General features: G+C 38.9%; 29 protein-coding genes and 1 tRNA gene. 21 read left to right on the top strand and 9 right to left on the bottom strand.

Annotated elements, in window-relative coordinates; translation table 11 throughout:
* Positions 1-4 precede the first annotated feature (4 nt).
* The 6 genes from ACU8YW_RS25520 (at position 5) to ACU8YW_RS25495 (ending at position 4,669) form a co-directional block, all read left to right on the top strand.
* Positions 5-811, top strand: coding sequence for a DUF368 domain-containing protein (locus tag ACU8YW_RS25520; protein WP_000455195.1), 807 nt, complete (start codon positions 5-7; stop codon positions 809-811).
* A 228-nt stretch (positions 812-1,039) separates the two neighbouring features.
* A complete protein-coding gene (locus ACU8YW_RS25515; protein ID WP_001190080.1) occupies positions 1,040-1,498 on the top strand; it encodes an NUDIX hydrolase in 459 nt (152 codons plus the stop codon).
* A 20-nt stretch (positions 1,499-1,518) separates the two neighbouring features.
* Complete coding sequence (gene rapZ, locus ACU8YW_RS25510; RefSeq protein ID WP_000138461.1) at positions 1,519-2,400, top strand: RNase adapter RapZ; 882 nt, start codon at positions 1,519-1,521, stop codon at positions 2,398-2,400.
* 3 nt (positions 2,401-2,403) lie between these two features.
* Positions 2,404-3,357 carry a gluconeogenesis morphogenetic factor MgfK gene (gene mgfK, locus ACU8YW_RS25505; RefSeq protein WP_000712182.1) on the top strand — a complete coding sequence of 318 codons (954 nt, stop codon included), beginning with the start codon at positions 2,404-2,406 and terminating at the stop codon, positions 3,355-3,357.
* A gap of 89 nt (positions 3,358-3,446) precedes the next feature.
* Positions 3,447-4,397: a DNA-binding protein WhiA gene (whiA, locus tag ACU8YW_RS25500; RefSeq protein ID WP_000006569.1), complete on the top strand. Its 951-nt coding sequence runs from the start codon at positions 3,447-3,449 to the stop codon at positions 4,395-4,397.
* A 23-nt stretch (positions 4,398-4,420) separates the two neighbouring features.
* Positions 4,421-4,669, top strand: a complete 249-nt coding sequence (locus tag ACU8YW_RS25495; protein ID WP_000250305.1) for an HPr family phosphocarrier protein — start codon at positions 4,421-4,423, stop codon at positions 4,667-4,669.
* 395 nt (positions 4,670-5,064) lie between these two features.
* Here ACU8YW_RS25495 and clpP read toward each other — a convergent pair whose 3' ends face one another.
* From clpP to ACU8YW_RS25455, 8 genes are all read right to left on the bottom strand, one after another.
* A complete protein-coding gene (gene clpP / locus ACU8YW_RS25490) occupies positions 5,065-5,646 on the bottom strand; it encodes an ATP-dependent Clp endopeptidase proteolytic subunit ClpP (RefSeq protein ID WP_001049163.1) in 582 nt (193 codons plus the stop codon).
* A gap of 240 nt (positions 5,647-5,886) precedes the next feature.
* Positions 5,887-6,756, bottom strand: coding sequence for a DUF421 domain-containing protein (locus ACU8YW_RS25485; protein ID WP_046955590.1), 870 nt, complete (start codon positions 6,754-6,756; stop codon positions 5,887-5,889).
* A 20-nt stretch (positions 6,757-6,776) separates the two neighbouring features.
* On the bottom strand, positions 6,777-6,983 hold the full coding sequence (locus ACU8YW_RS25480; protein ID WP_088064786.1) for a DUF1657 domain-containing protein: 207 nt from the start codon (positions 6,981-6,983) through the stop codon (positions 6,777-6,779).
* A gap of 11 nt (positions 6,984-6,994) precedes the next feature.
* On the bottom strand, positions 6,995-7,345 hold the full coding sequence (gene spoVAE, locus ACU8YW_RS25475; protein ID WP_000575918.1) for a stage V sporulation protein AE: 351 nt from the start codon (positions 7,343-7,345) through the stop codon (positions 6,995-6,997).
* Positions 7,342-8,358: a stage V sporulation protein AD gene (gene spoVAD, locus ACU8YW_RS25470; protein ID WP_046955591.1), complete on the bottom strand. Its 1,017-nt coding sequence runs from the start codon at positions 8,356-8,358 to the stop codon at positions 7,342-7,344. Before spoVAD ends, spoVAE begins: the two co-directional genes overlap by 4 nt.
* The gene (gene spoVAC / locus ACU8YW_RS25465; RefSeq protein ID WP_000095399.1) at positions 8,359-8,835 is read right to left on the bottom strand and encodes a stage V sporulation protein AC; all 477 of its coding nucleotides are present in this window, start codon (positions 8,833-8,835) and stop codon (positions 8,359-8,361) included.
* 29 nt (positions 8,836-8,864) lie between these two features.
* Positions 8,865-9,350, bottom strand: coding sequence for a YhcN/YlaJ family sporulation lipoprotein (locus ACU8YW_RS25460; protein WP_046955592.1), 486 nt, complete (start codon positions 9,348-9,350; stop codon positions 8,865-8,867).
* A gap of 93 nt (positions 9,351-9,443) precedes the next feature.
* Positions 9,444-9,650, bottom strand: coding sequence for a DUF1657 domain-containing protein (locus tag ACU8YW_RS25455; RefSeq protein ID WP_000216160.1), 207 nt, complete (start codon positions 9,648-9,650; stop codon positions 9,444-9,446).
* Positions 9,651-9,855: 205 nt separating this feature from the next.
* Between ACU8YW_RS25455 and ACU8YW_RS25450 the strand changes: the two genes are divergently transcribed.
* From ACU8YW_RS25450 to eno, 10 genes are all read left to right on the top strand, one after another.
* A tRNA-Arg gene (locus ACU8YW_RS25450) sits at positions 9,856-9,931 on the top strand.
* A gap of 180 nt (positions 9,932-10,111) precedes the next feature.
* Entirely contained in the window at positions 10,112-10,408 is a 297-nt protein-coding gene (locus ACU8YW_RS25445; RefSeq protein ID WP_426934174.1) for a hypothetical protein, read from the top strand.
* Between the two features lie 272 nt (positions 10,409-10,680).
* Complete coding sequence (rpoN, locus tag ACU8YW_RS25440; RefSeq protein ID WP_088064784.1) at positions 10,681-11,988, top strand: RNA polymerase factor sigma-54; 1,308 nt, start codon at positions 10,681-10,683, stop codon at positions 11,986-11,988.
* A gap of 9 nt (positions 11,989-11,997) precedes the next feature.
* A complete protein-coding gene (locus ACU8YW_RS25435; protein WP_000869731.1) occupies positions 11,998-12,243 on the top strand; it encodes a glutaredoxin family protein in 246 nt (81 codons plus the stop codon).
* 135 nt (positions 12,244-12,378) lie between these two features.
* The gene (cggR, locus tag ACU8YW_RS25430; RefSeq protein WP_001258183.1) at positions 12,379-13,407 is read left to right on the top strand and encodes a gapA transcriptional regulator CggR; all 1,029 of its coding nucleotides are present in this window, start codon (positions 12,379-12,381) and stop codon (positions 13,405-13,407) included.
* A 26-nt stretch (positions 13,408-13,433) separates the two neighbouring features.
* Complete coding sequence (gene gap, locus ACU8YW_RS25425) at positions 13,434-14,438, top strand: type I glyceraldehyde-3-phosphate dehydrogenase (protein WP_000161234.1); 1,005 nt, start codon at positions 13,434-13,436, stop codon at positions 14,436-14,438.
* A gap of 139 nt (positions 14,439-14,577) precedes the next feature.
* On the top strand, positions 14,578-15,762 hold the full coding sequence (locus tag ACU8YW_RS25420; RefSeq protein ID WP_001036333.1) for a phosphoglycerate kinase: 1,185 nt from the start codon (positions 14,578-14,580) through the stop codon (positions 15,760-15,762).
* 32 nt (positions 15,763-15,794) lie between these two features.
* The gene (gene tpiA / locus ACU8YW_RS25415; protein WP_001231043.1) at positions 15,795-16,550 is read left to right on the top strand and encodes a triose-phosphate isomerase; all 756 of its coding nucleotides are present in this window, start codon (positions 15,795-15,797) and stop codon (positions 16,548-16,550) included.
* On the top strand, positions 16,547-18,076 hold the full coding sequence (gene gpmI, locus ACU8YW_RS25410; RefSeq protein ID WP_001231145.1) for a 2,3-bisphosphoglycerate-independent phosphoglycerate mutase: 1,530 nt from the start codon (positions 16,547-16,549) through the stop codon (positions 18,074-18,076). Before tpiA ends, gpmI begins: the two co-directional genes overlap by 4 nt.
* A 30-nt stretch (positions 18,077-18,106) precedes the next feature.
* Complete coding sequence (gene eno / locus ACU8YW_RS25405) at positions 18,107-19,402, top strand: phosphopyruvate hydratase (protein WP_000103948.1); 1,296 nt, start codon at positions 18,107-18,109, stop codon at positions 19,400-19,402.
* 50 nt (positions 19,403-19,452) lie between these two features.
* Here eno and ACU8YW_RS25400 read toward each other — a convergent pair whose 3' ends face one another.
* Positions 19,453-20,403 carry a nucleoside hydrolase gene (locus ACU8YW_RS25400; protein WP_046955593.1) on the bottom strand — a complete coding sequence of 317 codons (951 nt, stop codon included), beginning with the start codon at positions 20,401-20,403 and terminating at the stop codon, positions 19,453-19,455.
* 335 nt (positions 20,404-20,738) lie between these two features.
* On the opposite strand from ACU8YW_RS25400, the gene ACU8YW_RS25395 reads away from it, so the two are divergent.
* The 5 genes from ACU8YW_RS25395 to rnr all read left to right on the top strand — a co-directional run bounded on the left by ACU8YW_RS25395 (position 20,739) and on the right by rnr (position 25,601).
* Complete coding sequence (locus tag ACU8YW_RS25395; protein WP_075309614.1) at positions 20,739-21,107, top strand: CidA/LrgA family holin-like protein; 369 nt, start codon at positions 20,739-20,741, stop codon at positions 21,105-21,107.
* A complete protein-coding gene (locus ACU8YW_RS25390; RefSeq protein WP_000078299.1) occupies positions 21,104-21,796 on the top strand; it encodes an LrgB family protein in 693 nt (230 codons plus the stop codon). Before ACU8YW_RS25395 ends, ACU8YW_RS25390 begins: the two co-directional genes overlap by 4 nt.
* A 94-nt stretch (positions 21,797-21,890) precedes the next feature.
* The gene (gene secG, locus ACU8YW_RS25385) at positions 21,891-22,124 is read left to right on the top strand and encodes a preprotein translocase subunit SecG (RefSeq protein WP_000557263.1); all 234 of its coding nucleotides are present in this window, start codon (positions 21,891-21,893) and stop codon (positions 22,122-22,124) included.
* A gap of 161 nt (positions 22,125-22,285) precedes the next feature.
* Positions 22,286-23,026 (top strand): carboxylesterase, encoded by a 741-nt coding sequence (gene estA / locus ACU8YW_RS25380; RefSeq protein WP_000761972.1) that lies wholly within the window; start codon positions 22,286-22,288, stop codon positions 23,024-23,026.
* Between the two features lie 142 nt (positions 23,027-23,168).
* Entirely contained in the window at positions 23,169-25,601 is a 2,433-nt protein-coding gene (gene rnr, locus ACU8YW_RS25375) for a ribonuclease R (RefSeq protein WP_088064782.1), read from the top strand.
* The last annotated feature ends 11 nt before the right edge of the window (positions 25,602-25,612 follow it).

Below are 25,612 nucleotides of genomic sequence, written 5' to 3'. Positions count from 1 at the left end.
CAGTATGGAATGGCGTAATATATATCGTGGATTTTGTATGGGCGTTAGTGATTTAATTCCTGGTGTGAGCGGCGGTACAATCGCTGTTGTGTTAGGGATTTATGAACAATTGCTTGCGGCAATTAGTGGATTCTTTAGTCGCGAATGGAAAAAACATTTAGGGTTTTTAATTCCCCTTGCAGCTGGTGTGGCAGCAGCGTTTTTAACGTTAAGTCACGTTATTAAATATTTACTTGCAAATCATTATGAACCGACTCAATTTTTCTTCCTCGGTTTAATTATTAGTATATTACCGATGTTAATGAGAGAAGCTGATGCAAAGTCGTCGTTTAAAGGTAAGCACATTGTTTTATTAATAGTTGCAGCAATTCTTGTTGCGATCACAGCTTTCTTTAAACCAGATAAGGCAGCAGATCCAATTACGACGTTAACAATTTTAAATGCAATTGGTTTATTTTTCGCGGGCTGGATGGCTAGTATGGCTATGTTGCTTCCTGGAATTAGCGGATCATTTATTTTATTAATTATTGGTGTGTATCCGACAGCAATTAATGCTTTAACTACACTGAACTTACCTTTAATCGTAGTTATCGGTGCTGGTGTTATGGCGGGGTTTGTTGTAAGTAGTAAAGGAATTAGTTTCTTGTTAGATCGTTATAAAAGTATGACATTTGCGGCAATTATTGGACTTGTTATCGGCTCGATTGTAATTGTGTTCCCTGGTATTCCAACTGGAGGATTTTCAATTATAAGTTCAATTATTACCTTTATTTTAGGATTTGCGATTGTTACTTATTTCGGTAAGAAATAAGGACTTTAATCCCCTTGGCGATAAAAATCGTTAAGGGGATTTTTCATGCTATTCATTGAAAGTCTAGGCATTTACATTGCTTGTTCTAGAAAGCTTTTTTAAAATTGTTGAGTAGCATGTGCTTAGCGAAAGAGGACTGGCTCCTTCGTTGTAGCAAACTGTTTTTGATAGTATAATGAAATGAGTATGCAGTGAGAAATTTACTGCAAGTAGCTGAGGTGAAGAAACATGCAAAGAGTGACAAACTGTGTGTTAATTAGAGATAATGAAGTACTCTTACTCCAAAAACCTCGCCGAAATTGGTGGGTTGCACCAGGCGGGAAAATGGAGCGTGGTGAGACAGTAAGAGATTCCGTTGTTCGCGAGTATCGTGAAGAAACAGGTATTTATTTAAAGAACCCAGCGTTAAAAGGGGTCTTCACCTTTGTCATCCAAGAAGGTGATAAAGTTGTTTCTGAATGGATGATGTTCTCCTTTTTAGCGACAGATTTTGCAGGAGAAAACAAACTAGAGAGCGAAGAAGGCATCATTGGTTGGCATACATTTGACAAAATTGATGATTTAGCAATGGCACCAGGAGATTATCACATTATTGATTATTTAATTAAAGGAAATGGCATAATCTACGGTACATTTGTATATACCCCAGATTTTGAGTTGCTTTCATATCGATTAGATCCGAGTTAAACCGTCAAGGAGAGGATACGATGACAGAGAATAATGATATAAAAATGGTAATTATTACAGGAATGTCTGGAGCTGGAAAGACAGTAGCTTTACAAAGTTTTGAAGATTTAGGATATTTTTGTGTAGATAATTTACCACCGATGTTATTGCCGAAGTTTATTGAACTTATGGCGGATTCAAAAGGGAAAATGAATAAAGTGGCACTTGGCGTTGATTTACGTGGCCGAGAGTTTTTCGAACATTTATGGGGAGCACTTGATGATTTATCAGAACGTACATGGATTATTCCTCATATTTTATTCTTAGATGCGAAAGATGGCACGCTTGTAACTCGTTATAAAGAAACGAGACGTTCGCATCCACTTGCACCAACTGGTTTGCCTTTAAAGGGAATTGAGATGGAGCGTGGCTTATTAACTGATATGAAGGCACGAGCGAATATTGTGCTGGATACATCGGATTTAAAACCGAAAGAATTACGTGAAAAAATTGTTCATCTGTTTTCAACTGAAACTGAGCAAGCATTTCGTGTAAATGTTATGTCGTTTGGATTTAAGTACGGTATTCCAATTGATGCAGATTTAGTATTTGATGTTCGTTTTTTACCAAATCCATATTACATTCCACATATGAAGCCATTAACAGGACTAGATGAAGAAGTTTCATCGTATGTGCTGAAATTTAATGAGACACATAAGTTTTTAGAAAAATTGACGGATCTTATTACTTTCATGCTGCCTCATTATAAAAGAGAAGGCAAGAGTCAACTTGTAATTGCAATTGGATGTACAGGTGGACAGCATCGTTCTGTTACGCTTACAGAATACCTTGGGAAACATTTGAAACCAGAGTATAGCGTTCATGTATCTCATCGTGATGTGGAGAAGAGAAAGGGCCATTAAGGGATGAAAAAAGAGAGAAAACCTAAAATTGTTATCATGGGAGGCGGTACTGGACTCTCTGTTTTATTAAGAGGATTAAAACAATATCCGGTTGATATTACAGCAGTTGTTACAATCGCTGATGATGGTGGCAGTTCAGGTAGATTACGTGATGAGCTCGAAATTCCACCCCCAGGTGACATTCGTAACGTACTTGTTGCGTTATCAGATGTAGAGCCGCTGGTGGAAGCTTTATTTCAGCATCGTTTCACAACGGGAGACGGGCTGAAAGGTCATGCGTTAGGAAATTTATTATTAGCGGGTATGACCTCGATTACAGGAGACTTCTTCCATGCGATTACGGAAACGAGTAAAGTGTTAAATGTCAGAGGACGTGTGTTACCTGCAGCGAACCAAAGTGCGGTACTTCATGCGGAACTAGAAGATGGAGAAATTGTAACAGGTGAATCAAAGATTCCTTATTCTGGGAAGAAGATTAACCGCGTCTTTTTAACTCCAGAAGATGTAGAGCCGTTACATGAAACGTTGGCTGAGATTAAACGAGCTGATTTACTTGTTTTTGGTCCAGGAAGTTTGTATACGAGTATATTACCGAATTTAGTTGTTAACAAAATCGGGGATGCTGTTCTTGCTGCAAAAGCGAAGAAGGTATATGTGTGTAATGTTATGACGCAAGCTGGTGAAACGATGGGATATACTGCGTTTGACCATGTGCAGGCGTTACATGATCATTTAGGTAAACCATTTATCGATACTGCAATTGTAAATAACCGTGATATTCCTTGTGAATTACGTCAGTTGTATGAGGAAGAAATGTCGGCACCAGTTGTAGTAGATGAAGAGCGTTTTACAGAGAGCAATATTGATGTCATTCAAGATCAATTAGCGAAGTATGATGATCGTGTTGTAAGGCACGATACATTAAAACTAGCTTCTATTTTATATTCACTGTTGTAGATGTGCGTTGCCTCGTTTGAGGTAACGCTCATCATTTCATATAGGACAAGATTTTTGTTCCAAAGTAATCGTATAAGGAGGTGTTGACTGTGTCATTTGCATCAGAAACAAAGAAAGAGCTAACGAATCTTGAGGTGAAGGAATGCTGTGAGAAAGCAGAATTATCAGCGTTACTTCGAATGAACGGATCGCTTTCTTTTTCAAACCGTCGTCTATCTATCGATATTCAAACGGAGAATGCGGCAATCGCAAGAAGGATTTATACGCTTTTGAAAAAAGGATATGACGTGACGGTAGAATTACTTGTTCGTAAAAAAATGCGATTGAAGAAAAATAATGTATATATTGTGCGGCTTGTTGAGAAGTCTCGCGAAATATTAGCTGATCTTCATATTGTTCGAGATGACTTTTCGTTAATTCGAAATATATCCCAGGAATTAATCGAGAAGAAATGTTGTAAACGATCGTATTTACGAGGTGCATTTTTAGCAGGTGGTTCAGTAAATAACCCAGAAACATCATCTTATCATTTAGAGGTCTTTTCGTTATATAAGGAACATAATGATGCTATATGTGAATTGATGAACGGATTTGATTTAAATAGTAAGACGTTGGAAAGAAGAAAAGGGTACATTACGTATTTGAAAGAAGCAGAAAAGATTACGGAGTTTTTAAATATTATAGGCGCTCATAATGCACTTTTAAGATTTGAAGACATTCGAATCGTTCGCGATATGCGTAATTCAGTAAATCGTTTAGTGAACTGCGAAACAGCCAATTTAAATAAAACAATTGGTGCAGCGCTAAGGCAGATTGAAAATATCCGTTATATTGATGAGACAGTTGGTCTTGATATATTACCAGATAAACTGCGAGAAATTGCACAATTACGAAGAGATTATCAAGATGTAACATTGAAAGAGTTAGGCGAGATGGTATCCGGGGGGAAAATTAGTAAATCGGGTATTAATCATCGTTTGCGTAAAATCGATGAGATTGCAGAGAAATTACGCGCGGGGGAAGCGGTAGCAAAAAAATAAGAGGTTAAAGGGGAAATGGAGCTGTGGTTCAAAAACGAGTTAAGGTTTCATTAAAAAACGGTTTACAAGCACGTCCGGCTGCGTTGTTTGTACAAGAGGCCAATCGCTTTCATGCGGATATCTTCATCGAGAAAGATGGAAAGACAGTGAATGCAAAGAGCATAATGGGGATTATGAGCTTAGCAATTGGAACTGGTAGCATGATAACAATTACAACAGAAGGTTCAGATGCAGAAGAAGCTTTAGAAGCATTAGCTGCATATATACAATAAGAAGCTATCGCGCATGTGCGATAGCTTTTTTGTTTTGTTATTTGGTGTTGGGAGTCGGGTATGTAGGGGGTGCATGCTTGTCGAGGATTGTCGGTAAGTCGATAAGTTGTGTCGAATCGTCGATATATTAAAATAATCGCCGATATAATTGGAGTTACGGTCGATATATTTGAAAAATCGCCGATATATTTAGGGTTATACTAGGTGGGGTATGTGAGCGGGGAACAATATATAAAAGAAGCGCCCAATTATAGGGCGCTTCCGCTTTTAGTCTATCCAGCTCCAGCGGCTAGAATCTCCGGTCGTTTCGCCCCTTCATTCGAGGCAAAAAGCGCCTCGGAATCAGGGGCTCCATCGCCCTGCGATTCTGAACGAGCCGCTTCCGCTTTTAAGTATTAACGATTTGTAAAGATCTTATCGATTAAGCCGTATTCTAGAGCTCTTTCAGCTGTCATGAAGTTGTCGCGGTCTGTGTCGCGTTGTAGTACTTCAAGTGGTTGACCTGTGCGGTCAGCAAGAATTTGGTTTAGTTTTTCACGTAAGAATAGGATACGTTTTGCAGCGATTTCGATTTCAGTCGCTTGACCTTGTGCTCCGCCAAGTGGTTGGTGAATCATTACTTCACTGTTTGGAAGTGCATAACGTTTTCCTTTTTCACCTGCTGCAAGTAAGAATGCACCCATAGATGCAGCCATACCGATACAGATTGTTGATACTTGTGGTTTAATAAATTGCATTGTATCGTAAATTGCCATACCTGCTGTGATAGAACCACCAGGGCTATTGATGTAGATGTGAATATCTTTTTCTGGATCTTGAGATTCCAAGAATAAAAGCTGGGAAACGATTGAGTTAGCTACGTTGTCATCAATTGCACTACCAAGCATAATGATGCGGTCTTTTAATAGTCGAGAGTAAATATCGTAAGCGCGTTCTCCACGATTTGTTTGTTCAATTACTGTAGGAATTAAATTCATCTGTTATTTCCTCCTTCTAAAGCTTTCTTAGTCTTATAATACAATTATGGTCAATAAAGGTCAAACGAAACCACTTTAAATCAAAAAAATATGTAGTTGTACCATGAATTATTCGCTATGTTTTTGAAATTCCCTGCTTATGTATCTTCAACATCATAACCGAATTACATAAATTTAAACGTCATGAAATCTGTAGTAAAAAGAAAAGAACGCCTTTTTACTGAAGCGTTCTTGTGATATCTATTCTTTTAAAAGATAGGTTACTTTATTTAAAATCTTTTCGATGTGTTTCGCGTTTTTACTATACATTTCGCTTGCTGATTTCGACTTTGTTTCTAGGGAAAATAGTTCAAGATCAGCATGACATTTTTTTAAAGATGCTAATAATAAAGGCTTGTTTTGAGGAGAAGGCATTTGTAGTTTGTCATTATAAATGTCGATAGTAAGTTGTCCGTATGAATCCACTTGACCGAGAAAGACATTTTCAATAACAACACCGAGCTTTTCTAGTTCAGAATGTAACCAAGCGCGGTTATGTCCACTAGAGGATAGAGGTTCATCTAAGACATTGCCATCCATAATAACAGTTTGTGGTTCTTTTTCATTCGGTACTTTTAAGCCAACGTCTTTTGCTGTAAGTGGTTGGCGATCTTTCTTTAATAATACATTTAATTCTCCGCTCGGTTCTAGTACGGCAAATTCAACATCAGCTACGCTGAAAGCATTTTTTCCACGGAGTAGTTCCAGTAATTCGTCACTTGTATATTTTTCTTTCTTTAAGTTATCTTCGAGTATTTTTCCATCTTTTATTAATACGGTAGATTTCCCTTCAAAGAAGTCGCGAGCTGTTTTGTTCTTTAAGGAGAGGATTCCTGTGAAAAAAGGTACCACAGCGAAAATGAGTATCGCAAAGACGCCGTGGAAAAATTTTGAATCGAGCCCTGTAGATACTTGGGCAGCGATGTCACCGATTGTCATTCCGGCTATGTATTCAAAAAAGGAGAGCTGAGAGATTTGTCTTTTCCCTAACCATTTCGTAATAGCGAATAAAATAATTAATATGAATACAGAGCGAAGAATGACAAGTGTCCATTCCGGCAGGTGAGACATAGTCATTTCCTCCAGTCTACTTAAAACCCTTTATATTGAGGTTCTTCACGTTCTAATAATGAAACTCTATTCTGTAAATCAGCGATGATGCTGTCCATTTCTAACATACATTCATGAAATACGCGTTTTGATTCCGCGTCCTGTGAATTTAGTGAAAGGGAGCTTAAACTTGCTTGAGCGCCCCTTACACTAGCAAGGCAGGTTTTAACGCTAGCGATAACTGTCATACAAACACCTCTTATCCTTTCGGTTTGAATAGTAATGCACCAATGAATCCGAATATGATAGCAGCAGAAATACCAGCGCTTGTTACTTTAAACATTCCGGTAATGACGCCAACGATGCCGTGTTTTGCAGCTTCTTCCATTGCGCCGTGAACGAGGGCATTACCGAAACTTGTAATAGGTACAGTTGCCCCGGCTCCAGCAAAGTCGATTAATGGTTCATACAGGTTGAATCCGTCCAGTATAGCACCGGCAACAACGAGTGTTGCCATTGTATGAGCGGGTGTTAGCTTGCCAACATCAAACATAAGTTGGCCAATTACACATATGAGTCCGCCGATGACGAAAGCCCAGAAAAAAATCATTGCGTTGCACCTCCAAATTCAATCGAAACGGCGTGAGCGATACACGGAATCGTTTCTTCTTGTTGGAATGTAAGTGGAGATAGTAAAGCGCCTGTCGCAACGACAAGTATTTTTTTGAACTCTCCTCTTTTCATTCGGTTTAATAAATGACCGTACACGACTGTTGCGGAACATCCCGGTCCGCTAGCACCAGCTATGACAGGTTGCCCTTCTCTATAAATGAGTATGCCGCAATCTTGAAACTGTTCGCTCGTTACTTTCGTTCCGTGTTTATGTAGTAAGTCATAAGCAATTTCGCGACCGACATGTCCAAGATCACCTGTTACAATTAAGTCGTAATAAGAGGCGTCAATTTGTCGTTCGCGTAAATGGGCCTCAATCGTATCGACAGCTGCTGGGGCCATCGCACCACCCATATTAAAAGGATCTGTTAATCCCATATCAATCACTCGTCCGATTGTTGCAGATGTTACTCTAGGACCATGTCCAGTGTCGCTTAAAATAGCTGCGCCAGCTCCAGTTACTGTCCATTGTGCGGTAGGAGGTTTTTGACCGCCGTATTCAGTTGGATATCGGAACTGCTTCTCTACAGCGGCGTTATGACTAGATGCCCCGGTTAATAAATATTTTGCGCCTTTTGCATTTACAATACTTGCCCCGAGCGCTAATCCTTCCATGGAAGTAGAACATGCTCCGAATAATCCGAGATATGGTGTTCCGAGTGTACGGCAGGCAAAGCTTGTTGGAGTGATTTGATTAATTAAATCTCCTGCAAGTACGAATTGAATATCGTCTTTACGAAGCTTGGCTTTTTCAGTAGCGCGGCTACAAGCTTCTTCGAATAAAATTTTATGGGCTTTTTCATAGGAATCCTGTCCGAGCCATAAATCTTCATGGAGGATATCGAAGTCTTCTGGAATGTTTCCTTTTGCTTCAAACGGTCCACCAACGACTCCTGTCGAAATAATAACGGGTTTATTTTCAAATACCCACGTTCGGTGTCCTTGTAACATTTATAGCCCTCCCCATTGAACGAGAATCGTTTTAATAAGTGCGATGACGAAAGCTGAAAATACACCAAACAAAATAACAGAGCCAGCTAATTTAAACATATTTCCTCCAACGCCGAGTACGAACCCTTCTGTTCGGTGTTCGATACATGCGGCAATAACAGAGTTACCAAATCCAGTAACGGGTACAGCTGTGCCTGCTCCAGCAAACTGCCCAAAGCGGTCATATATACCAAAACCAGTTAGTAACATGGAAATGAAAATGAGAGTTGCGACTGTTGGATTTCCTGCTGAACGCTCAGTGAAGTCAAAATATGTGATATAAAACGTAGAAATGAGTTGTCCGATGAAGCAAATAAAACCACCGACGAAAAAGGCTTTAATACAATTTTTCAAGACAGGACGCTTCGGTTCGCGTTCTTGCTCGAATTTTTTATACTCTTGTTGCACAGGGGTTAAGTTCTTATCTTTACTAGACATTGCGATCCTTCCTTTTCTATTAAAAAGCGTTAAGTGTTAGACTCCATTTTTTTCCCAATGAGTTTTAATTGCTTATTGATCTCGTCTTTAGATACTTCTTTTTTCTTAATTTTGCTCTCAAGCTTTTCGAGTAACATAAAGATTTTTTTATCAGTACTTACACGAACATCGAAAGTAGGATGCTCATCACTTAGCTGCTTTTGAAGCTTCTTACGCAGAGGCTTTAATCCAAACCTTTCGTGATGCTCAGGTAGAACTGCTATGTAGAGATCCAAATTTGAATTCACTGCTGTGCTTTTTGTAATTTCATCCATAGCGAGAGCCCTTTTCTTGGCTCCTTGTGATATAGATTGATTAAAGGATTCCGTACTCGTCTTTGTTAGTTTGGGACCTTTTTCTTTCTCCGTTCGTTTTGCTTCTTCTTTCACTTTTTTATCTAAGGGACTATTATCACATCCGGTAAAAGAGCTAAATAGAAGGGCAAATAATGCGGTTATGAGACCGAGTTTTCGCATGATTATCATTCCATTTCTATTGCAATATGTAATGTGATAGAAAAAGGATGACTGCATATCATCCTTTTTCTATTTCACAGCATGACTAATCTGTTATTGCTGTGAGTATTGTGGTTCTTCTTGTTGGACTTCTTCAACGCGTGGATTTAAAGAATCGATAATCGTTTGCGTTTGCTCTGCAGCTGTTTGGAAAAGTTGCTTTGCTTGTTGGTTATCCGTATCAAGAGCGAATCCCTCTAAGCTAGCTTGTGCACTTTTTAATCCAGAAACAGTTTGCTTTAGTTTTGTAATTACAGTCATTGAATGAAGCCCCCTTTGGAATATCAATTCAAAGATTATAATTTGTGAGTTGGGATGAATTTATGATTGGAAAATTTAGGGGATAGTACTTTGTTAATATATTCCTAACTAAGGTTCATAAAGGATTACAGGGATATTTTTATTGATTTAGATGGATTTTATTGCTATTATTATGAAAAGAAAATGAACTATTTTCTATAATCATGCGCCCATAGCTCAGTCGGATAGAGCGGTGGTTTCCGGTACCACGTCTGCCGGGGGTTCGAATCCCTCTGGGCGCGTTATGTATTGTTGGTGTTACGTGTTGAAAATAAATAGTAAATTTAAAACAACCTCTTGTATGTGATTAGAAATAATTGTGTATAGGGGGTTTTTGTTATGGCCCTACAAGGTACTTCTGTTAATTTTGTAATGAGTTTATACTAAAATTATCTAAAAATTATAGTATGAGGGGATTGCAGGTGCGTAAAATTAGTGGATATTTAAGTATTTTAGGGGATAACGAACGTAAAACCGTTGCTGTGTCTGATTCTGGTGAAATTACAGGCGATGAAATGTTGAAATTCATGTTAAATATGGAAGTGCACTATAAAGAAATTGATAGGGATTGTTTTGGACCTAATCACTATTTGCCTAGCGGAGACTACCATAAGGATTTAATAGCGATTGTCTTTACGGCTGAAATGATGTTAGACGACATGGAATTAGAAGGTGAATGGCCTGCTGAAGAAGGGGATGTTATATTTAACGAAGCATAATGAATCTATCTGCATAAAAAGGTCTGCACTTACAAATATAAGTGCAGACCTTTTTTATTAATACTTGTTATATCTGATAATAAGATTTACTATTAGTATGTGGTAATAATTTTTATCGCGCTATTATTTTCTTTCAATATTATTCAAATTTCGGTTGTAAGTTGTAAATCTCATTAATACATATAAATTAATAATATTTTGGAATGGGTGTCTGTGATAGCATTCTCCTTTTACCAAACTTATTGTACAATAGAAACAAGGGGGAGATTAGTTTGAAGGCAAGTCTTTTACAAGAACAAAGCTTACGTTTGGCAATGACACAAGAGTTAAGGCAAGCGATTACAATGCTCCAGTATAATGTACAAGAATTATCGGAGTTTTTGTATGAGCAATCGTTAGAGAATCCCCTTATTGAGTTAGGTGGTTTTGAGAGGGAGAAGAAAAAGAGCTCTAACAACAGTAAAAGTACCAGCAAACAAATCGAGAATCAGATGGAAATCTACAGTGTGGATTCAACAACGATTCAGCAACATTTATTAAATCAAATACAGTATTATAAAATAGATGAAGAAGAGCGAAAAATAGCTTCTTTCATTATTATGAACATGGATGGAAATGGGTATTTACAAGAAACGAACGAAGAGTTAGCGGATCTCCTTTCCGCACCGATTCATGAAGTCGCCCGCTTTGTAGAGCTTGTCCAATCACTCGAGCCAGCAGGGGTAGGAGCGCGTAATATTCAGGAATGTCTAACTTTACAATTGAAGCGCTTACAAAGACGGAATGGATTAGCGGAAGAGGTTATAGAGGATCACTTCGCTTATTTCGTGAAGAAAGATTGGCGAAAGCTCGTTCAAGTGTTGAAGTGTAGTAATGAAGAATTGCAATCGGCGGTGAACTGTATTACGTCATTACAGCCGAAACCAGGTCTTGCGTTTTCTTCTGATAAACCGCTTTATATTGTGCCTGATATGGCGGTGAAAAAAGATGGTGATCGTCTCGTTTTACAAATGAACGAGAGAAATATGCCGAGAATTGAAATTCATTCTGAGTATAGTGCGCTTCTGAATAATAGTGAAAGTGAAGTAGCATCTTATGTATCAGAAAAGTATCAGCATGTGCAGTGGATTATGCGCAGTTTAAAACAGAGAAAACAAACGCTTCTGCAAGTGATGACTATTATTATGGAAAAACAACGTGATTTCTTCTGGGAAGGTCCAGAATATTTAAAACCGCTTGCTTTAAAAGAGGTAGCGGAAGAGTTAAGTGTGCATGAATCTACAATTAGTCGTGCAACGCGAAATAAATATGTGCAAACACCACATGGTTTATTTGAGATGAAATCTTTCTTTAGTAATGCTATTTCGACTACTGAAGATGAAGCAGTTTCTACAAAGCGTGTGAAACGATTTATCCAAACGCTTGTTGAGGCGGAGAATAAGAAAAAGCCACTTTCAGATCAAAAGATTTCAAAATTATTAGAAGAAGAGCATGAAATCGTTATTTCTCGAAGAACAGTGGCGAAGTATAGAGAACAAATGCACATTCCAGCGTCATCATTACGAAAAACGATCGGATAGGTGAAGAATATGAAAGTTGTACTGTATACAAAAAAAGATTGTGGCCTTTGCGTGCAGGCGAAACAAGTTTTAGAGGAAGTACAATGTGAATATTCTTTTCAAATCGAGGAAATAAATATATATGAAGATAATGACCTTTTAGAAAAATATCACCTAATGATTCCGGTGGTAGAAATAGGCGGAAAACAAGTAGAATATGGTAACATTCACAAAGGTGTCATAATAAACTATATAAAGAATGCAGTTAAGAGTTGAATAAGTTTCTATCTCCTGTTACAATAATACACGTAGCAGGGATTATTTTTTTAACCTATGTGGGACACAAAATGTCACTACGGGACGTAAAGTGACCACGAGGAAAAATGAACCAATGTAGTGAGGAGAAAAGATATGCGCTCATGGATTCAGAACACAAAAAAATTATTACCTGATCTGCTACCTGTTATGCAAACGAGAATGCAAATTCTTCAATACATTAGGCTCATGCAGCCGATTGGAAGAAGAAACTTGTCAGCAAGTCTCGGTATGACAGAACGAGTATTGCGAAGTGAAGTTCAAGTTTTGAAAGAACAAAACTTAGTTCACGTCGCTTCTTCTGGAATGACTTTGACAGAAGAAGGAACAGCTTTAGTTCTTGCTTTGGAAGACTTTATGAAAGAAATTTCCGGGTTAAAGGTTTTAGAAAAGCAACTTAAGGAAACATTAGACTTGGATGAAGTTTTCGTTGTCCCTGGTGATAGTGATGAATCACCTTGGGTCAAACTGGAGATGGGCCGTGCTTGTGTGACTTGTATAAAAGACCGTCTGACAGCGAATAATATCGTTGCTGTGGCTGGAGGAACTACGCTAGCTGCTGCTGCGGACATGATGCAGCTTGATTGCAAAGATTTACATATGCTATTTGTCCCAGCGCGTGGTGGAATTGGAGAGGGTGTCGAATTAGAAGCCAATACCATTTGTGCCAAGATGGCACAAAATACGATGAGTAATTATCGCTTATTGTATGTTCCAGACCATGTTAGTAGCGAAGCATATGCGTCTATTGTGACAGAGCCTTCCGTGAAAGAAGTTCTTGAGTTGATTCGATCTTCCAATATCGTCATTCATGGAATAGGTGATGCGTTAACAATGGCACGTCGCAGAAATACTTCAGAAGCAGATTGGTTAAAGATTCAAGCAAGCGAAGCAGTAGGCGAAGCTTTCGGTTACTACTTTAATGAACAAGGAAATGTTGTTCATAAAGTAAGAACAGTTGGTATGCAACTTGAGGATTTACAACATGTATCTCACGTTGTTGCAGTCGCTGGAGGTTCTTCAAAGGCAAAGGCAATACAGGCTGTAATTAAACAAGGGCACACTTCAATTCTAATTACAGATGAAGGTGCAGCAAAACAGTTAACAAAGGGTATTACCCTTTAATATAATCCCCCAAGGAGGAAATTCAAATGACTAAAATTGGTATTAATGGATTTGGACGTATCGGACGTAACGTATTCCGCGCAGCTCTTAACAACTCTGAGGTAGAAGTAGTAGCAATCAACGACTTAACAGATGCTAAAACATTAGCTCACCTTTTAAAATATGACACAGTTCACGGAACTTTAAATGCAGAAGTATCTGCTAACGAAAACAGCATCGTTGTTAACGGTAAAGAAATTAAAGTTATCGCTGAGCGTGACCCAGCTCAATTACCATGGAGCGACTACGGAGTAGAAGTAGTAGTAGAATCTACTGGCCGTTTCACTAAAAAATCAGACGCTGAAAAACACTTAGGTGGATCAGTTAAGAAAGTTATCATCTCAGCTCCAGCTTCTGACGAAGATATCACTGTAGTTATGGGTGTTAACCACGAACAATATGATGCAGCTAACCACAACGTAGTATCTAACGCTTCTTGTACTACAAACTGTCTAGCTCCATTCGCTAAAGTATTAAACGAAAAATTCGGCGTAAAACGCGGAATGATGACAACAATTCACTCTTACACTAACGACCAACAAATCTTAGACTTACCACACAAAGATTTACGTCGTGCTCGTGCAGCAGCTGAAAACATGATCCCAACATCTACTGGTGCAGCTAAAGCTGTAGCATTAGTATTACCAGAACTTAAAGGTAAATTAAATGGTGGCGCTGTACGTGTTCCAACTGCTAACGTTTCTCTTGTTGACTTAGTTGTTGAACTTGACAAAGAAGTAACAGTTGAAGATGTAAACGCAGCATTCAAAGCAGCAGCTGAAGGCGAATTAAAAGGTATCCTTGGATACAGCGAAGAGCCATTAGTATCTATCGACTATAACGGATGTACAGCTTCTTCTACAATCGATGCATTATCTACAATGGTAATGGAAGGTAACATGGTTAAAGTACTTTCTTGGTACGATAACGAAACTGGTTACTCTAACCGCGTAGTAGACCTAGCAGCATACATGACTTCTAAAGGTCTTTAATTCTTAATTATATAAGTAATCAATGACAAAACGAGGGAGAGGGTTTGTTCCCTCTCTCTCTTCTTTCGTTTTAAAAGCAAATGTGTTAAGCTTTTGAGTGGGTTTTGTCAATCCTAACTAGTAGTCGGAGGGAAATCCAATGAACAAAAAATCAATTCGTGACGTAGATTTAAAAGGTAAGCGTGTATTTTGCCGCGTTGATTTCAACGTACCTATGAAAGAAGGCAAAATTACAGATGAAACTCGTATCCGTGCAGCTCTTCCTACAATTCAATATTTAGTAGAGCAAGGTGCGAAAGTTATTTTAGCAAGTCACTTAGGCCGTCCAAAAGGTCAAGCAGTAGAAGAATTACGTCTTACTCCAGTAGCAGCACGTTTAGGCGAGCTTCTTGGTAAAGATGTTAAAAAAGCAGACGAAGCATTCGGACCAGTTGCACAAGAAATGGTTGCAGCAATGAACGAAGGCGACGTATTAGTTCTTGAAAACGTACGTTTCTATGCGGGCGAAGAAAAGAACGATGCAGAACTTGCGAAAGAATTTGCAGCTCTTGCTGATATCTTCGTAAACGATGCATTCGGTGCAGCTCACCGTGCTCACGCTTCTACAGCAGGTATCGCAGACTACCTACCAGCAGTATCTGGATTATTAATGGAAAAAGAGTTAGATGTACTTGGAAAAGCACTTTCTAACCCAGAACGTCCATTCACAGCTATCATCGGTGGTGCGAAAGTAAAAGATAAAATCGGTGTAATTCGTCATCTATTAGACAAAGTAGATAACTTAATCATCGGTGGCGGACTTGCTTACACATTCGTTAAAGCTTTAGGTCATGAAATTGGTCTATCTCTATGTGAAGACGACAAGATCGAACTAGCTAAAGAATTTATGCAACTTGCAAAAGAAAAAGGCGTAAACTTCTACATGCCAGTTGATGTTGTAATCACTGAGGAATTCTCTGAAACTGCAACAACTCAAATCGTAGGTATCGACTCTATCCCTTCTACTTGGGAAGGCGTGGACATCGGTCCTAAAACACGTGAAATTTATGCAGATGTAATTAAAAATTCTAAGCTTGTTGTATGGAATGGACCAATGGGTGTATTCGAAATGACTCCATTCGCAGAAGGTACAAAAGCAGTAGGACAAGCATTAGCAGATGCAGAAGATACATACTCTGTTATCGGCGGTGGTGACTCTGCAGCAGCTGTTGAAAAATTCGGTATGGCTGATAAAATGAGCCACATTTCTACTGGCGGCGGTGCGTCATTAGAATTCATGGAAGGCAAAGAGCTTCCAGGTGTAGTTTGTCTTAACGACAAATAAGTAGCAGCCAAAGAAAAAGGACGGTGCAAAGCATGCGTAAACCAATTATCGCAGGTAACTGGAAAATGAATAAAACTCTATCTGAAGCAGTTAGCTTCGTAGAGGAAGTTAAAGGTCAAATCCCAGCAGCTTCAGCTGTTGATGCAGTAGTTTGCTCTCCAGCTCTATTTTTAGAGCGTTTAGTAGCAGCAACTGAAGGAACTGATTTACAAGTAGGTGCACAAAACATGCACTTCGAAAAAAATGGTGCATTCACTGGCGAAATTAGCCCAGTAGCACTTAGCGACTTAAAAGTAGGCTACGTAGTACTTGGCCACTCTGAGCGTCGTGAAATGTTTGCTGAAACAGATGAGTCAGTAAACAAAAAGACTCTTGCAGCATTTGAACATGGTTTAACACCAATCGTATGTTGTGGTGAGACTTTAGAAGAGCGCGAAAGCGGAAAAACATTTGATCTAGTAGCAGGTCAAGTGACAAAAGCACTTGCAGGTTTAACAGAAGAGCAAGTTAAAGCAACTGTTATCGCTTATGAGCCAATCTGGGCTATCGGTACAGGTAAATCTTCTTCTTCTGCAGATGCAAACGAAGTATGTGCGCACATCCGTAAAGTTGTTGCAGAAGCTGTTTCTACAGAAGCTGCAGAAGCTGTTCGTATTCAATACGGCGGTAGCGTAAAACCAGAAAACATTAAAGAGTATATGGCACAATCTGACATCGACGGCGCTTTAGTTGGCGGTGCTAGCTTAGAGCCTGCTTCGTTCTTAGGTCTTCTGGGGGCGGTAAAATGAGAAAGCCAACAGCTTTAATCATTCTTGATGGTTTCGGACTACGTGAAGAAACTCATGGGAATGCTGTAGCACAAGCTAAGAAACCTAATTTTGATGGTTACTGGAACAAATTCCCTCACACAACGCTTACAGCTTGTGGTGAGGAAGTAGGTCTTCCAGAAGGTCAAATGGGTAACTCTGAGGTTGGTCACTTAAATATCGGTGCTGGCCGTATTGTATATCAAAGCTTAACACGCGTAAACGTTGCAATTCGTGAAGGTGAGTTCGATCAGAACGAAACTTTCCAAAATGCAATTAAAAGCGTAAAAGAAAAAGGTACTGCTCTTCATTTATTCGGTTTACTTTCTGATGGTGGTGTGCACAGTCACATGAACCATATGTTTGCTCTTCTTCGCTTAGCAGCAAAAGAAGGCGTGGAGAAAGTTTATATCCATGCATTCTTAGATGGCCGCGATGTTGGACCACAAACAGCAAAAGGTTATATCGATGCAACAAATGAAGTAATTAAAGAAACAGGAGTAGGACAATTCGCGACTATCTCTGGTCGTTATTACTCTATGGACCGTGACAAGCGTTGGGATCGCGTAGAAAAATGTTACAGTGCTATGGTGAATGGTGAAGGCCCTACTTATAAATCAGCAGAAGAGTGTGTAGAAGACTCTTATGCGAACGGTATCTATGATGAATTCGTATTGCCGTCTGTAATTGTTAACGAAGATAACACGCCAGTTGCAACAATCAATGATGATGATGCAGTTATCTTCTATAACTTCCGTCCAGACCGTGCAATTCAAATTGCTCGTGTATTTACAAACGAAGACTTCCGTGAGTTCGATCGTGGTGAAAAAGTACCTCACATTCCTGAATTCGTTTGTATGACACATTTCAGTGAAACTGTAGATGGTTACGTGGCATTCAAGCCAATGAACCTTGATAACACATTAGGTGAAGTTGTTGCGCAAGCGGGATTAAAGCAACTTCGCATCGCGGAAACTGAAAAGTATCCGCACGTTACATTCTTCTTTAGCGGTGGTCGTGAGGCTGAATTCCCAGGAGAAGAGCGTATTTTAATTAACTCACCGAAGGTTGCAACGTATGACTTGAAACCTGAAATGAGCATTTACGAAGTAACGGACGCTTTAGTAAATGAAATCGAAAATGATAAACATGATGTTATCATTCTTAACTTTGCAAACTGTGATATGGTTGGCCATTCTGGGATGATGGAACCAACAATTAAAGCAGTAGAAGCAACTGACGAATGTTTAGGAAAAGTTGTAGAAGCGATTCTTGCAAAAGATGGTGTAGCACTTATTACTGCTGACCATGGTAATGCTGATCAGGAGTTAACTGCTGATGGTGGACCAATGACAGCTCATACAACTAACCCGGTTCCTTTCATCGTTACAAAAAATGATGTAGAGCTTCGTGAAGGTGGTATTTTAGGAGATATCGCTCCAACAATGCTTACGCTTTTAAATGTGGAACAACCGAAAGAAATGACAGGTAAAACAATTATTAAATAATTTGCTTATATAAAAAGGAGAGAATTTATTATGTCAACAATTATTGATGTTTATGCTCGCGAAGTCCTTGACTCTCGTGGTAACCCAACTGTAGAAGTAGAAGTTTACACAGAAAGCGGCGCTTTCGGACGCGCTATCGTACCAAGTGGTGCATCTACTGGTGAGCACGAAGCAGTAGAATTACGTGACGGTGACAAATCTCGTTACCTTGGTAAAGGTGTTCTAAATGCAGTAAACAACGTTAACGAAGCAATCGCTCCAGAAATCGTTGGTTTCGACGTAACTGACCAAGCTGGTATCGACCGTGCTATGATCGAATTAGATGGCACTCCAAACAAAGGTAAACTAGGCGCTAACGCTATCCTTGGTGTATCTATGGCAGTAGCTCACGCAGCAGCTGACTTCGTAGGTCTTCCATTATACCGTTACCTTGGTGGATTCAATGCAAAACAATTACCAACTCCAATGATGAACATCATCAACGGTGGTTCTCACGCTGATAACAACGTAGACTTCCAAGAGTTCATGATCTTACCAGTTGGTGCTCCAACATTCAAAGAATCAATCCGTATGGGTGCTGAAGTATTCCATGCACTTAAAGCTGTATTACATGACAAAGGTCTTAACACTGCAGTAGGTGACGAAGGTGGATTCGCTCCAAACCTTGGTTCTAACCGTGAAGCATTAGAAGTAATCATCGAAGCTATCGAAAAAGCTGGTTACAAAGCTGGCGAGAACGTATTCTTAGGAATGGACGTTGCTTCTTCTGAGTTCTACAACAAAGAAACTGGTAAATATGACCTTGCAGGCGAAGGCCGTACTGGCTTAACTTCTGCAGAAATGGTTGATTTCTACGAAGAGCTTTGCAAAGACTTCCCAATCATCTCTATCGAAGATGGTTTAGACGAAAACGACTGGGATGGTCACAAATTATTAACTGAGCGTATCGGTGATAAAGTACAATTAGTTGGTGACGACTTATTCGTAACTAACACTCAAAAACTTGCTGAAGGTATCGAAAAAGGTATCTCTAACTCAATCTTAATTAAAGTTAACCAAATCGGTACTTTAACTGAGACTTTCGAAGCTATCGAAATGGCTAAACGTGCTGGTTACACAGCAGTTGTATCTCACCGTTCTGGTGAAACTGAAGATGCTACAATCGCTGACATCGCAGTTGCAACTAACGCTGGCCAAATCAAAACTGGTTCTATGAGCCGTACTGACCGTATTGCTAAGTACAACCAATTATTACGCATCGAAGACGAACTAGGCGAAATCGCTGTTTACGATGGTATCAAATCTTTCTACAACATCAAACGATAATTGTAGAAAATAACGACAGACCGTGAGAAATCACGGTCTGTTTTTTTATGTTAAAATTGCTCACCCGTCATAAGTGACATGAAATGTTTAAAGAAGCGGTTATAATCAAAATCAATTGCGATTTGATGACTCGGCCAATCAATAAATGGCTTAGATTCTCCTAAAGAACGAAATTCCCCTATGCTTGTTCCTTGTGCATAAGATTCTGTCATGACAACGATAGGTGACTTGTGATATGTAAACATAGAGTTATCAAGTAAAGCGAGTATTGGCATTGTGTCATGGAAGGGGCTCCCCTTTAAATGCGGTAAGGCGTCTTTATAATATCCGTAGTAATAATGATTGAATAACGGTTTGACGAGTGGGGCTTTTCCTTTTGCTTCAATATATTCAGCCATTTCTGGTGTAATGATGGAATACTGAGTGACGTTTAATGGATAGATGTACATGTTAGGTGAGGATTGAAGGACTATATTAGCAGCAGTAGGATCGCCATAAAAGTTTGCTTCGGAAATAGGGGTAACATTACCAGGATGTAAAAAGGCACCGCCCATTACGTAGTAAGATTTAACTTGCTTCATGAGCTGTTTACATAAGATGAATAAAATTGCTAGGGAGGTAAGTCTGCCTAAACTAACAATGATTAATTCATCTTTATACTGTTCAATAAGAGGAATAACTTCGAAAAAATTCTCCATTTCTCCGTTAGTCACATGTCCCTTTGGAATAATTGGCCCGAGCCCTTGTTTCCCGTGTACTTCCGTAAAGAAAGCAGGAGGGGCGCCAGTAAGTGGGCGTTCTGATCCACCAAATATCTTGATATTTCTATCCTTTGCTTCGTTCTTAAGAAAATGAGCGTTTTGTACAGCCATTTCTTTTGGAACATTGCCGTAATCAGCAACAATGCCGACGATTTCTATTTCATCAATAAAGAATGCTAAGAGGAGAGCCATCGTATCATCAATCCCAGGATCACAAAAAATAAGAACTTTTTTTGGCATATGTTCACCACCTATCTTGTTTATCCCGTAAAAGCCTGATTGTAGGGATGAAGAAAACCACCACTAATGAAAGTTTCACTTTATATATATGTAAGCTTAAGGATAAAAAGATTATTTTATTGAAATAACAACGTTATAAATTCAGAAAATAAAAACTTTTTATATTAGGTCAAGGTTTTTGACTTAATTTCTATGCGGAAATCCAGTCATATCAAGGTTGTAAGCGTCTAACATAAGCTGTTTTTGCTGTCAAGTTGATAAATTGCAGCTTTTTACAATTTATACTATGATAAAGATATTAAGAGAAGATCGTATAAACATGAGGGATGATGAACATGAAATTTACAAAGATTCTTGTCCAAATTGCTGCTCTTTACGTCTTGTATATGGTTGGAACTTGGTTACAAGAAGTGTTAAATATTCCGATTCCAGGAAGTTTGATTGGAATGTTCCTCTTACTTGTTTTACTTAGCCTAAAAGTCCTTCCAGTGAAATGGTTCGATTTAGGAGCAGAAACACTCGTTGCTATTATGCCGTTTTTATTAATTCCGCCAACACTTGGCCTAATGAATTACGGTGCTTTTTTTATGAGTAAAGGAATTTCTCTTTTCATTACAATTGTAGCGAGTACATTTTTAATTATTATTGTCGCAGGGCATACAGGACAATATCTTGCGAATAGAAAGGAAAGAGAGTCGCGATGAGCCAAATATTAATCGGAATCGGTTGGGTTCTTTTTACGGTGCTATTATACCAATTATCTAAAAAAATCTATAAATTATTTCCAACACCATTCACCATTCCAATGCTTGTAGCAACAGGATTAATGGCTTTCTTATTTATCATGCTTGATATACCATATCAACATTATATGGAAAGCGGTGGTGGCTGGATTGCAAAACTGCTGGGACCTGGTGTTGTAGCATTTGCAATTCCTCTTTATAAGCAACGTCACGTTCTGCAAAAATATGTTGTACCGATTGCTGGTGGCGTATTAGTAGGGACAACAGTTGCAATCGCAAGTGATTTTGCCATTGCATCACTTATGGGAACAGATAAAAGCTTAATTTTATCTTCTTTACCAAAATCGGTGACAATGCCAGTTGCGATGAGTGTTTCAGAGCAAGTTGGTGGTGTACCGTCATTAACAGCAGCTTTCGTTGTTATCGCAGGTATTACTGGAACGATTACCGGCCCACTTTTATTAAAATGGAGCCGCGTTACAAACTCAGTTGGTAAAGGTATCGGATTTGGATGTGCTTCTCATATTATGGGTGTAATGAGAGCGATGAAAAATAATGAACATGAAGGTGTTATTGGATCGGTAACAATGACATTAACAGCAATTTTGACATGTTTGCTCGGGCCGTTATTTGCAATGATGTTTATGTAATAGAAGAAAAGCGAGAGCGACTCTATAGCTCTCGCTTTTCTATAGAATTTATGCTACAGTTAAAATAACTGAATCTTTGTAGGAGGTACGCCAAGTGCATACGTTATTATCCGTTTTACTTATTATTGTATCGATTTTAATGATTGTTATGGTACTTATGCAGTCTAGTAATAGCTCAGGCCTTTCAGGTGCAATTTCAGGCGGTGCAGAGCAATTATTTGGTAAGCAAAAAGCACGTGGAATTGAAGCGGTATTAAACCGTATTACAATTGTTTTAGCTGTTCTATTCTTCGTATTAACAATTGCTGTTACGTACTTAAATTTATAGAATTGAAAGAAGAAGCGTTAGTAAGATGTACTAATGGTTCTTCTTTTTTTATTTTGCCATTTGAAAGATGTTTCTAATTAGATTATAGAAATATAAATATGGTACACTAGATATAGAAAGAATACGACTAGATTACAGAAGAGAAAGAGGAGAAGTACATGATGAAATTAGCATCTCCGAAACCATTTACATTTGAGGGTGGAGACCGCGCTGTTTTATTACTACATGGTTTCACAGGAAACTCAGCTGATGTACGTATGTTAGGGCGTTTCTTAGAGAAGAAAGGCTACACTTGTCATGCGCCAATTTATAAAGGGCACGGTGTACCACCAGAAGAGCTTGTTCATACAGGTCCTGAAGATTGGTGGCAAGACGTAATGGAGGCATATCAGCTTTTAAAAGATAAAGGCTTTGAGAAAATTGCTGTTGTTGGATTATCACTTGGCGGCGTATTTTCTTTAAAATTAGGTTATACAGTACCTGTTTTAGGTGTAGTACCAATGTGTGCACCAATGTATATTAAGAGTGAAGAAACGATGTACCAAGGTATATTGGCATATGCCCGCGAATATAAAAACCGTGAGCAAAAATCACCAGAGCAAATCGAACAAGAAATGTTGGAATTCCAAAAGACACCGATGAATACATTAAAAGCATTACAACAATTAATTGCTGACGTACGTAACAATGTGGATATGATTTATGCACCTACATTTGTTGTACAAGCACGTCATGATGAAATGATTAATACAGATAGTGCTAACATTATTTATAACGGTGTAGAATCTACGTTAAAAGACATTAAATGGTATGAAGACTCTACGCATGTCATTACACTTGATAAGCAACGTGACGAGCTACATGAGGATGTATATAACTTCTTGGAGCAACTAGATTGGTAAGATCTAGTTGCCTCTTTTTTTCATAAGGAATTTTTTGTGAAAACTGTAAAAATCATTAGGGGAGTATTAAATTTTCGCTTTATACATCCCCAGTCTTTCGGATACACTAAATAATATAAGGGTTTAAAGGAGGTATTTCTGCTTGGAAGAAATCATACAAGAAAATATTGATAAGTTGTTGTTATTTATGAGAGAAGAAGCGTATAAACCGTTAACAATACAAGAGTTAGAAGAGGCATTTGGAATTGAAGGGTCTGAGGGCTTTAAAGATTTTGTAAAGGCACTTGTAATGATGGAAGAGAAGGGACTTGTTATTCGCACACGTAGTAACCGTTACGGTCTTCCTGAAAAGATGAATTTAGTACGCGGTAAATTAATTGGACATGCACGTGGCTTTGCATTCGTTGTACCAGAAGAGAAGAAAACGGGAGATGATGATCTTTTCATCCCACCTACAGAGTTAAACGGTGCACTTCATGGCGATACAGTATTAGCGCGTGTTAGCGCACAATCAAGTGGATCACGCCAAGAAGGTTCAATTGTACGTATTTTAGAGCGCGGCACGAAAGAACTAGTTGGTACATATACAGAATCGAAAAACTTTGGATTTGTTGTACCTGACAATAAGCGCTGGACGAGTGATATCTTTATCTTGAAAAGTGCATCAATGGGTGCTGTAGAAGGCCATAAAGTAGTTGTGAAAATTACGAGCTATCCAGAGAATCGTTTAAGTGCAGAAGGTGAAGTTATTCAAATTCTAGGTCATAAAAATGATCCAGGAGTAGATATTTTATCAGTTATTCATAAACATCATCTACCTTTAGCATTCCCTGAAGAAGTGATGGAGCATGCAAACAGTGTACCAGAAACGATTTCAGAAGAAGATTTAAAAGATCGCCGTGACCTGCGTGACCAAATGATTGTAACGATTGACGGTGCAGATGCGAAAGATTTAGATGACGCTGTTACAGTAACGAAGCTCGAGAACGGTAACTACAAGCTTGGCGTTCATATTGCGGATGTAAGTCATTACGTTCAAGAAGGTTCTCCAATTGATGTAGAAGCAGCGGAAAGAGCAACGAGTGTATATCTTGTTGACCGTGTAATTCCGATGATTCCGCATCGTCTATCTAACGGTATTTGTTCGTTAAACCCGAAAGTAGACCGTCTGACGTTATCTTGTGAAATGGAAATCAACAACTTAGGTGATGTTGTAAAGCATGAGATTTTCCAAAGTGTGATTAAAACGACAGAGCGTATGACGTATGCTGACGTAAGAAGCATTTTAGAAGATGAGGACGAAGAGTTAATCAAACGCTATGAGCCGCTCGTACCGATGTTTAAAGAGATGGGTCAATTGGCGCAGATTTTACGTGAAAAACGTATGCGCCGCGGTGCAATCGACTTTGACTTTAAAGAAGCGAAAGTATTAGTAGATGAAGAAGGTAAACCGACAGATGTTGTCATGCGTGATCGTTCTGTATCAGAGAAGTTAATTGAAGAATTTATGCTTGTTGCGAACGAAACAGTAGCAGAGCATTTCCACTGGATGAACGTACCATTCATGTACCGTGTCCATGAAGATCCGAAAGAAGATAAGCTGGAACGTTTCTTCGAGTTTGTAACAAACTTCGGATATGCAGTAAAAGGACGTGCGAATGAAATACATCCTCGTGCGCTGCAACAAATTCTTGAAATGGTTCAAGGACAGCCTGAAGAAGTAGTTATTTCAACAGTAATGCTTCGTTCAATGAAGCAAGCGCGTTACGATGCGGATAGCTTAGGACATTTCGGTTTATCAACTGAGTTCTACACACATTTCACATCACCAATTCGTCGTTACCCAGATACAATCGTTCATAGATTAATTCGTGAATACATCATTAACGGTAAAGTTGACAACGAAACACAAGCAAAATGGCGTGAAAACTTACCTGAAATTGCAGAGCATTCTTCTAATATGGAACGCCGTGCAGTTGAAGCAGAACGTGAAACAGACGAAATGAAAAAAGCAGAGTATATGGTTGATAAAATCGGCGAAGAGTATGATGGTATGATTAGCTCTGTAACAAACTTCGGTTTATTCGTAGAGCTTCCAAATACAATTGAAGGTCTTGTACATGTTAGCTACTTAACAGATGATTACTACCGTTATGACGAGAAACATTTTGCAATGATCGGAGAACGTACAGGTAACGTATTCCGCATCGGAGACGAAATTACAATTCGCGTTATTAACGTAAATAAAGACGAGCGTGCAATCGACTTTGAAATCGTTGGCATGAAAGGTACGCCTCGTCGTAAGTTCAAAGATCGTCCAGTCGTTATCGAACAGCCAAGAACAGGCAGAAAGAAACGCGGTGGACGTAGCGAGCGCAGTGATGAGCGCGGCGGAGAACGTGGTACAGGTAGAAAATTCGACCGTGGTGGCAAAGGAAAAGGAAGAGGATCAGCTTCTGCTTCCACTTCCACGTCCGCTAGTCAGCCAGGGAAAAAAGATGGTAACGGTAAGAAGAAAAAAGCATTCTTCGAAAATGTACCAGGATTCAAGAAGAAAAAGAAAAAGCGTAAGTAAGAAAAGGAGGG

It is taken from the genome of Bacillus pretiosus (assembly GCF_052947655.1).
Note: the sequence above shows the minus strand (reverse complement) of the source record. Positions and strands in the feature narration are given on the sequence as shown.

What these genes read in the sequence shown, in the direction of transcription:
- eno (WP_000103948.1), top strand. Translation starts at nt 18,107, where the DNA reads ATGTCAACAATTATTGATGTTTATGCTCGCGAAGTCCTTGACTCTCGT.
- ACU8YW_RS25420 (WP_001036333.1), top strand. Translation starts at nt 14,578, where the DNA reads ATGAACAAAAAATCAATTCGTGACGTAGATTTAAAAGGTAAGCGTGTA.
- spoVAD (WP_046955591.1), bottom strand. Translation starts at nt 8,358, where the DNA reads ATGTTACAAGGACACCGAACGTGGGTATTTGAAAATAAACCCGTTATT.
- gap (WP_000161234.1), top strand. Translation starts at nt 13,434, where the DNA reads ATGACTAAAATTGGTATTAATGGATTTGGACGTATCGGACGTAACGTA.
- clpP (WP_001049163.1), bottom strand. Translation starts at nt 5,646, where the DNA reads ATGAATTTAATTCCTACAGTAATTGAACAAACAAATCGTGGAGAACGC.
- gpmI (WP_001231145.1), top strand. Translation starts at nt 16,547, where the DNA reads ATGAGAAAGCCAACAGCTTTAATCATTCTTGATGGTTTCGGACTACGT.
- ACU8YW_RS25480 (WP_088064786.1), bottom strand. Translation starts at nt 6,983, where the DNA reads ATGACAGTTATCGCTAGCGTTAAAACCTGCCTTGCTAGTGTAAGGGGC.
- ACU8YW_RS25400 (WP_046955593.1), bottom strand. Translation starts at nt 20,403, where the DNA reads ATGCCAAAAAAAGTTCTTATTTTTTGTGATCCTGGGATTGATGATACG.
- ACU8YW_RS25515 (WP_001190080.1), top strand. Translation starts at nt 1,040, where the DNA reads ATGCAAAGAGTGACAAACTGTGTGTTAATTAGAGATAATGAAGTACTC.
- mgfK (WP_000712182.1), top strand. Translation starts at nt 2,404, where the DNA reads ATGAAAAAAGAGAGAAAACCTAAAATTGTTATCATGGGAGGCGGTACT.
- ACU8YW_RS25460 (WP_046955592.1), bottom strand. Translation starts at nt 9,350, where the DNA reads ATGCGAAAACTCGGTCTCATAACCGCATTATTTGCCCTTCTATTTAGC.
- spoVAE (WP_000575918.1), bottom strand. Translation starts at nt 7,345, where the DNA reads ATGATTTTTTTCTGGGCTTTCGTCATCGGCGGACTCATATGTGTAATT.
- estA (WP_000761972.1), top strand. Translation starts at nt 22,286, where the DNA reads ATGAAATTAGCATCTCCGAAACCATTTACATTTGAGGGTGGAGACCGC.
- cggR (WP_001258183.1), top strand. Translation starts at nt 12,379, where the DNA reads ATGCGCTCATGGATTCAGAACACAAAAAAATTATTACCTGATCTGCTA.
- tpiA (WP_001231043.1), top strand. Translation starts at nt 15,795, where the DNA reads ATGCGTAAACCAATTATCGCAGGTAACTGGAAAATGAATAAAACTCTA.
- ACU8YW_RS25520 (WP_000455195.1), top strand. Translation starts at nt 5, where the DNA reads ATGGAATGGCGTAATATATATCGTGGATTTTGTATGGGCGTTAGTGAT.
- ACU8YW_RS25390 (WP_000078299.1), top strand. Translation starts at nt 21,104, where the DNA reads ATGAGCCAAATATTAATCGGAATCGGTTGGGTTCTTTTTACGGTGCTA.
- rapZ (WP_000138461.1), top strand. Translation starts at nt 1,519, where the DNA reads ATGACAGAGAATAATGATATAAAAATGGTAATTATTACAGGAATGTCT.
- ACU8YW_RS25435 (WP_000869731.1), top strand. Translation starts at nt 11,998, where the DNA reads ATGAAAGTTGTACTGTATACAAAAAAAGATTGTGGCCTTTGCGTGCAG.
- ACU8YW_RS25395 (WP_075309614.1), top strand. Translation starts at nt 20,739, where the DNA reads ATGAAATTTACAAAGATTCTTGTCCAAATTGCTGCTCTTTACGTCTTG.
- ACU8YW_RS25455 (WP_000216160.1), bottom strand. Translation starts at nt 9,650, where the DNA reads ATGACTGTAATTACAAAACTAAAGCAAACTGTTTCTGGATTAAAAAGT.
- spoVAC (WP_000095399.1), bottom strand. Translation starts at nt 8,835, where the DNA reads ATGTCTAGTAAAGATAAGAACTTAACCCCTGTGCAACAAGAGTATAAA.
- ACU8YW_RS25485 (WP_046955590.1), bottom strand. Translation starts at nt 6,756, where the DNA reads ATGTCTCACCTGCCGGAATGGACACTTGTCATTCTTCGCTCTGTATTC.